Origin of the sequence: Roseateles sp. (genome assembly GCF_049240545.1) — a bacterium.
Classification (GTDB): Bacteria; Pseudomonadota; Gammaproteobacteria; order Burkholderiales; family Burkholderiaceae_C; genus Paucibacter_A.
On sequence record NZ_JBMLSK010000380.1, the window covers coordinates 1 to 7,598 of the forward strand.

Annotated in this window: 7 protein-coding genes; all 7 read right to left on the reverse strand. The window is 69.1% G+C overall.

Annotated elements, in window-relative coordinates:
* Window positions 1–860 (reverse strand): hypothetical protein (locus tag ACOVRJ_RS22920; RefSeq protein ID WP_422046135.1); only part of this gene is annotated, 860 nt, incomplete at its 3' end.
* A complete protein-coding gene (locus ACOVRJ_RS22925; protein ID WP_422046136.1) occupies window positions 860–5,239 on the reverse strand; it encodes a phage tail tape measure protein in 4,380 nt (1,459 codons plus the stop codon). The genes ACOVRJ_RS22920 and ACOVRJ_RS22925, both read right to left, overlap by 1 nt.
* A complete protein-coding gene (locus tag ACOVRJ_RS22930) occupies window positions 5,239–5,793 on the reverse strand; it encodes a hypothetical protein (RefSeq protein WP_422046137.1) in 555 nt (184 codons plus the stop codon). Before ACOVRJ_RS22930 ends, ACOVRJ_RS22925 begins: the two co-directional genes overlap by 1 nt.
* Before the next feature lie 2 nt (window positions 5,794–5,795).
* The gene (locus ACOVRJ_RS22935) at window positions 5,796–6,161 is read right to left on the reverse strand and encodes a hypothetical protein (protein ID WP_422046138.1); all 366 of its coding nucleotides are present in this window, start codon (window positions 6,159–6,161) and stop codon (window positions 5,796–5,798) included.
* Between the two features lie 55 nt (window positions 6,162–6,216).
* Window positions 6,217–7,014 carry a hypothetical protein gene (locus ACOVRJ_RS22940; RefSeq protein ID WP_422046139.1) on the reverse strand — a complete coding sequence of 266 codons (798 nt, stop codon included), beginning with the start codon at window positions 7,012–7,014 and terminating at the stop codon, window positions 6,217–6,219.
* A gap of 68 nt (window positions 7,015–7,082) precedes the next feature.
* Window positions 7,083–7,277, reverse strand: a complete 195-nt coding sequence (locus ACOVRJ_RS22945; protein ID WP_422046140.1) for a hypothetical protein — start codon at window positions 7,275–7,277, stop codon at window positions 7,083–7,085.
* The coding region (locus ACOVRJ_RS22950; RefSeq protein ID WP_422046141.1) for a hypothetical protein at window positions 7,258–7,598 on the reverse strand (341 nt) is incomplete at its 5' end. The genes ACOVRJ_RS22945 and ACOVRJ_RS22950, both read right to left, overlap by 20 nt.

Sequence of the window (7,598 nt, forward strand, 5' to 3'; positions counted from 1 at the left end):
GTGTAGACGGACAGGTCGGTGATGCCCTGCCCGCCCGGGCGGAAGTCGGCGACGATGGCGCCATCCACGCGCACGAGGTCCGATCCGTCGCGGATCGCGGAGAGCGCGTCGAACAGGGTCACGATGCCGGTGAAGGTCTCGACGTCCACCTGGTCCGTGATCGTGATCGTGCGGCTGCCGGAGACGGCCTTGATGGTCGCGCCAGCAGGCACGGTGCGCACCGGCGCCGGGGTGAAGCTGTAGACCCAGCGGCCGGCGGTGTAGCGCTTGTAGGGCCGGTATACCTGCGGGTCGATCCCGAAGCGGATGCGCGGCGCGCTCTGCGGGATGGTGCCGTCGGGGTTGATCGCGACGGCGCCGAAGTTCCACTGGTCCCCGACGTATTCGTTCTGCCCCTCGCGCAGCTCTTCCTGCAGGGCGAAGTCGGTCGGCGCGTCGGCGAGGCCGCTGCTGTCCACGCTGACGGTGATGGCGTTGCCGCCGGCGCCGGCGTCCTTGGCGACAAGCACGGCGGACTGGAACGGCGCCTGCGCGGCGCGGGTTTCGATGCCGAGGTTTTCCAGCGTCACCACGAAGGTCTGCGCGTCCACGGCGTTCTGTGCCGTCAGACCGCTGATCTGCCCGCTACCTACGCCCACGAACTCGGGCGCGCTGACGCGGCGCGTGGTGCCGCCAGCGTCCAGGATCTCCACGTCGATCGTGGCATTCGCGCTGCCGGTGTACGCGCCGGCCAGCGACACCGCACCGCCGCCCGCCTTGGGCGCGGTGTCGGTTCGCGTGATGGCGGTGCTCGGCACGATGTTGGTCGCGGTCACGGTGCCGGTGCGGGCCAAGTTGTCGCGGTTCATCACGTAGCGCATTAGAGTCCTGTCCGTCCGTTGAAGCCGCGGCGCTGCAGCTTTTCGATTTCGCGAATCACTTGGCGGGCCGCCTCTTCCGGGTCAGTCACGCCAGTGATGTTGATCACGGGCGCGAACCCGCCAGCCACCGGCGCATTGGGCGCAGCGGTCGGCGCCAGCCCAGCACCAGCAGACCCGCCGCCATCGCGCCGCCTGCGGTCATCATCCACGCGGCGATTCGAGTCGATCTGTTCGCGCTCCTTGGCGCGTATGTCCGCAATGTCGGCCTCGAAATTCTTTCGCGCCAGCTGCCGGGCCTGTGCCGCCTGGACTGCTGCCGATGCGCCGCCGGCCTGAGCAAGCTCTTCGATCCGGCGCAGCTCTTCCTCATACTGCCGGCGGCGGATGGCTTCCTCGTTTCCATCGCGGCGGTCGGCCTGGTCCTGCTGCTGGCGCACGAGGTTGGATAGCTCGCTGCTGGCCTGCTGCGTCGCCTGCTGCAGCCGCTCCATTTCCTCGCGCGTCCGCTTCACCCGCTCTTCCGTGTTGCCGATCTGCAGCGCCAGCTCTTCGGCGTTCTTGGCCGCGAAACCGGCGCGGTCGGCGATCAGCTGCATCACGTCGGCAGTGCTGCGGCCGGTGGTATCCACAAGCCCGAGCTCGCCGCGCAGGCGGTCGAAGGCCTCGACGGCAGCCGGGCCCAGCTCGGCCACGGAGTCGCGCGCGTCCTTCGTCACTTGGATCAAGCCCAGCAGCGCATTCGACACGCCGAGCTTGACCTTCTCCCCAGCCTGCTGCCCCTGCTGCCCGATGTCGTCAACGGCGGCGGCGGTTTCCTTGGCCTGCAGCGCAGCGTCTTTCAGCACTGGCGTGAGCGTGCCAATGCCGTTTGCACCGCGGCGGCCAGCATCCTCGCCTGCGTCGCCGACCCCGCCGAGTTCGTTCTGCAACCCGGTGATGCGCGCGGACGTGCCGGTGATCTCGGCTTGCAACCCGGCCAGCTGCTGCTGCAGCTCGGCCACGGGCTCGCCCTTCGACAGGCCGCGCTGGATCGCCAGCGCCAGATTGCCGGCCTCGGTTTCCAGCCCTGCGCGCGCCGCTTGCAGCGAGGCGATCAAGTCGCGCGCGGCGCGGCGCCCGGCTTCGCCCAGGCCGTCGAGTGCGCCCTGCGCTTCCAGTGCGCCGCTGGTGATGTCGGCAGCGCGAGCGCCAGCGGCAGAGAGCGCGGCGCCAAGCTGCTGCGCGCTGATCTTGCCTGCGGCGAACGCCGAGCGCAGCGCATCCTCTAGAGCCTGCACCTCGCCCGTGGTCTGCGACTTGTTCAGGGCTGCTGAGAAGGCCGCGCCAATGGCCTGCGCCGAGGCGTTGCCGCTGCTGGCAATCGCCCGGAAGCTGGCGATGATGTCTTGGCCCTGCTTCGTGATCTTGACGCCGGCGGCTTCGACGTTGACGCCCAAGCGGCGATAGCTCTCGGCCAGCGTGGCGTCGAGGATTTGCGCCGCGGCGCCAGCGCCTTCGCCGGCTGACTCGAACGCGAACTGCGCCGCCTGCTGGAACCGCAGCAGCTCTGCGCCGGAAAGGTTCTGCAGCTCCTTCGCCAGCTCGTCGCGGATCGCAGCGCCCGCGGCCGCGCTGCTGCTGGCCGCCTGATCAATCGCAAGCGCAATCTCGCCCAAGCGCGACGCGCTGTTGTCGAAGTCGATTCCCTTGAATGCCCCGGAAAGGGCGTCGCCCAGCTCCTTGCTGTCGCCGGCCGCCTTGCGCAGGTCTTCTGCCAGCTTGGCCACCGCGGGCGAGGCGCCGGAGCCAGCGACCTGCGCGATGCTCTCAGCTGCGCCGAGGGCTGCGCTGTCCAGGTTCGCGAACCCGAGCCGCACTTGGTCCAGCTTGCCGAACAGGCCATCCAGCTCGGCGCGCTGCTCTGCCGTCAGCTGCGTGCTGCGCTGCTGCGCGATCAACTCTTCGGCGCGTCCGCGCAGGAATGCGTTCAGCCCTTCCAGCGAAGTGCGGTAGGTCTCGCGCTGCTCTTCGCCCAGCAGCCGGACCTCGGCAGCGGTCTTGACTGCCACACCGCCGAAGTTGGAGAACTTCGCCGCGGCTTCCGCGCCGGCCTGCCCGATCGCGTCCACGTCAACGGCGAAGCGCACAGTGGACTGCGCGGCTTCGTCAACGGACAGGCGGTAGCGGGTCAGCGGCTCATTCAGCGCGGTGCCGATCTCGAACCCGACAGCAGCGGCGCCCAGCACCGCGAAGGCGCGCGACAGGGCGCCCATCGATGCCGTGAGCCGCGTGGTCGCAACGGTCGCCCCCGTGGCCGCCGTCGTGAACACGCCCACGCCAGCGCCAGCACCGGCAGCCGCCGGGCCAAGCGCGCGCAGGCTGCCGAGCAGCAAGACCAGCGCTGCCCGGCTTTGGGCAATGGCGATAGCCAGCGGGGTGATGACCGCCGCCAGCGCAGTGATGCCAGCAATGCCGGCGCGGATGCCGGTCGGCAGCTGGTTGAAGAGGTTGAGGATGCTGGTGAATCCCTCCAGCAGCGGGGTCAGCGCGGTGACGGTCTGCCCAAAGCTGATGCGCAGGTCGCCCACGGCCGCCTGAAAGCGCGCGAACGCCTGCTCGGGGGTTTCCTGCAGCTTGGCGAAGGCCTCGGCCGTGCGGCCGGCGCCGTTCTCCATGTCTCCCAGCGCCTTCGCGAAGGCATCGGCCTGGTTGCCCGTGAGCGCCAGCACGCCCTGCAGCGCTTCGACGCGGCCGAACAGCGTGGCCAGCGTTGTCTCATTGCCCTGCGCTGCGGTCGACACACCCTGCAAGAACTGCTGCAGCCCCTGCGAGCGGAGCGCCGCGACATCGAACTGGATGCCCAGCTCTTCGGCCGCGCGCTTCGCCTCGGCTGTGGGCTTGACCACGGCCGTGAGCGCGCTCTGAATCTGCGTGAACGCCTGCCCGGTGTCGAGGCCGCCGGCGGTGAGCGCACCCACCGCGCTGGTCAGCTGCTCGACCGACACGCCCACCGAGGCCGCCAGCGGGGCAACGCCGCCGATGCTCTGCGACAGCTCTTCGATGGTGGTGTTGCCGGCTGCTGCAGCGACGAAGAACGCATCGCTGACGCGCGTGGCCTGGTCAGCCGCCAACCCGTAGGCGTTGAGCGTGGCGACCAGACCGCTGGCCGCGACTTCGGTGTCGGCCAAGCCGCCGATGGCCAGCTGATTCGCGACCCGCAGGATCTGCAGCGCCTGCGTCGTGTCCTCGACGCCGGCCGCGATGATTTCATACAGCGCCGCCGCATTGCGCGCCGCGTCGCCGCCAAACTCGCGCGTCAGAGCGCGCACGCTGTCGCCCAGCGCGGCCAAGTCAGCCTGCGGGGCGATGGTGCTGATAGCGGCCAGCGAGCGCTGGAACTGGCTGGCGGCGGTGGCGGCAGTGCTCAGCGTGCGCGTGACGGTGAACAGGCTGGCGCCGGCAGCGATCAGGCTGCCCTGCACCTGCTGCAGCGAGGCGCCGAGGCTGCCGTATTCCGACTGCAGCTCGCGGGTGCGCTCGATCAGCCTGGACTGCGCCTGCGCCAGTTCGCGGGTGGAGAGCGTGCCGCTTGCGCGCAGCGTCTCGTAGGCGGCGCGGACGCGCTGGATCTCGGCGGTGATGTCACCGAAGCCACGACGGCCGAGGGTCTCGTTGGCATCGGCAAGCTGCTGCACGCTCGCCGCGGCTGCGCGGTTGGTGCTGACCTGCTGCGAGACGCTGTTGGCCAGCGCATCGAGAGCCGCCCGAGACTGCGCCGCGCGGGCCTGCAGTTCAGCCTGCGCGCCGCTGTAGGTCTTGCTCGCGACTCCGGCCTTTTCCAGTTCGCCGCGGATCTGCTGGATCGGCTCGCGCAGCCGCTCTTGCTGCGTGACGAGCTTAGAGATCGTGCCGCGCGACTTGTCCAGCTCGGCGTCATAGCGGCGCTGGGATGCCTCGGCCTCGCGCAGCTCGGCGGTCAGGCGCTGCAGTTCGACGCGCGCCTCGGCACTCGCCCGCTGGCGCTGCTCTTCGCTGATCTCGCCACGACGTGCCGCGGCTGCCAGCGCCTGCAGTCCTTCCTGCTGGTCGGCGATGGCAGAGCGCAGCGCTGCCTGATTCGCGGCCGACGCCTTGCTCGCTGCGTCGAGCTGGATCGTGGCGGCCTGAGCTTCGCGCAGGCTCTGCTGCAGGCCGATGTATTGCTGGCTCAGCTCGCGCAGCCGCGCGACAGACTGCTGCAGCGCGCCGGCATCGGTCAGGGCATCGGTGAGCTGCGAAAGCTCGGCCGCAGAGTCCTGCCCTTGGGCGCCGAGCTGCTCGATCTGCGTGCGCAGGTCGCGCAGGTTGCCGATGCCCTCGACTTCGAACTGAAGCCGGAGGGTTTCGTCGCGAGTGGCCATCAGCGAAGGAGCCTGTCGAGTTCGGAGGAGAGGGTGTTCTGTGCGAGGTCGGCCAATTCGTCGCCGATCTCTTGCTGGGCGAGCTGCTGCGCCACGGACGGGCCGTAGACGCCTTTCAGCGGGTAGCGGCCGACGCGCGGGCCGTCGCTGTATTCGCTGCCGCCCTGGCGCTTTCGCTCAAGGCCTACGCGGTTCCCGTTCGCGCCGTTGCGGATGAAGGCGCCGGGCCTGACCTCGCGCTTGCCGCCCTTGCGGATCTGCACTTCGGCGCCGTCGCGGCGAGGGTTCCACCGGGCGCCGTAGCTCACGATGTTCACGCCCTTTCCGCTGGCGGTCAGCTCGACCGCATCGGCGGTGACGCGAGAGCGCAGACCGTCGAGGATGCGGAAGGCGGGAAGGTTGAACTCGGCCTGCAGGCTGCGCCGCGCCTCGGGCTTGATGCGCCGGCCAACGGTCGACTTCGCCCGCTGCACGGCCACCTCGCCCTTTTCGCCAAGATCGCGCGCGCGCTCGACCAGCCGCTGCAGTCCGCGGCTGTCGAGCACGGTCGGCATGGTCAGTCGGCCTTGTGCGCCAGCGCGGAGACGATCATCTCCGAGGTCTGCTGCAGCGCCTGGATCTCGGGCACGACTTTCTCCGCGAGATACGGCGCGGTCTGGATCGTGGCCAGTTCCATGATCTGCCGGGTCGCGCTCAGCAGTTCATGCAGCATCAGGCTGCCGGCGTCGAGACCGTAGGCCTTGCACAGTCGGCTTGCTGCTGCCAGCGCGTTGCTGCTGGCCAGAGCGAGCTTGTTCTCGCCGGCGCTCTGGATGCACTCCCATAGCGTCATCAGGGCGAAAGCGCGATCGGTGGTGAGCGCGCCGAACGGGTATTCGTTGCCGCCGACCACGATGGCCGCGGGCTTGTTGGTCTTGCTCATGGGGTCTCCGCAGAGAGAGGCCCCGGCGCCTTGCTACAGCGCCGGGGCTTGTGGCTTAGGAGCCGATGCGACGGCCGTCGATGATGATCTGCGGCGTGCCGCTGTCGCGCTCGTTGATGCCAACCGCCAGCGTGAAGCTGGCCAGATCGTCCTCGGTGATCAGCGGCAGCTCGCCCGACGGGCTCAGGCTGGCGGACGCGATGTAGAGGTCACGGTTCGGGCCCGCGGCGTTGTCGGAGATGAAGCGGATGGCGCCGGTCTGCGAGCCGCTGCCGCCCGACGAAACGCGCGTGATCGTGCCGGCGGTCGGGGTGTAGTCCACATGCACGGTCGTGCCGTTGGCGATGGCGCCGCCGCGGATGATGTAGATGCGGGCCTTCGCGGCGTCGAGACGATAGTCGGTGTTGAGGACGTAGGTCGTGGTGCCGGCGACGTTGGTCACCACCACGCTGGTCACGTCCTGCACGCCCATCGGGTTCCCGCTGGTCGCGCCGAGCTGATACTCGCGATCCTGATTGACGGTGATGGCTTCGTTGGTCACCGGCGTGGCGGTCTGCGTGACGGTCGAGACGGTGCCGCCGAGGAAGAGCGCGAGGTTCTGAGCGCTCACGTCGTCGCAGGTGATCTCGGCGTTGAAGTTGACCGACAGCGTGACGGTCAAGTCCTTCTTGCGCAGGCCGCCGGTGCTGGAGAAGTGCTCGAACTGCTCCGACTCGATGTTCAGCGAGAAGCCAGGGCAGTTGCCCAGGAAGCGCTCGCCCGTCTTGTTGCCGTTGTTGTCGAACAGGTCGACGAAGAGTTCACCGCGGCCGAAGACGTAGGTGTTTGCGAAGTTGGTGCCGGCGATGGGCATGGTGCTGTCCTCTGAAATGCGAAAGGCCCGCACATGGCGGGCCTTTCAGGGGTGGAGTGGTTCGCGGCTCAGCGCCGCTTGCGCGGCCTCGGGCTCGGCTCCGGGCTTTCGCCCGGGTCCGTCGGCGGGTCTACGATCTGGCCGGCGCCGAGGTCGCGCAGGCGAATCGCCTGTCCCTCCGGCAGATCGATGCGGTCGCCGGCGGCGTACTGCACGCCGGCATTGATCCAGTTGCGCGAGAACTCAAAAGCGACTGCGGACATGGGCAGGCTCCTTGCCGTAGGGGTTGCCGATGCCCTCGGCATAGCTCACCCGGATGGCGACGCGCACGATCTCGGCCTGACCGCCGTCGAGGCGCGCGGTGCTGATGGTCGACTCCATCTGCATGCTGCCGATGTCGCCGGCCTCGTCGGATAGGCGCGCGTTCGGCTCGCTGAAGATGGCGCGCTTGATGTCAGCCTTGATCAGCTCCATCGCCTCGCCCGTCGTCTCATCGTCCGACGGCACATAGCCCTCGACGTCGACGCGCAGATCCGTCAGCGCCTTGTTGGCGCTCGGCTCGTTGCGGAAGTCCTCGGCCTGCG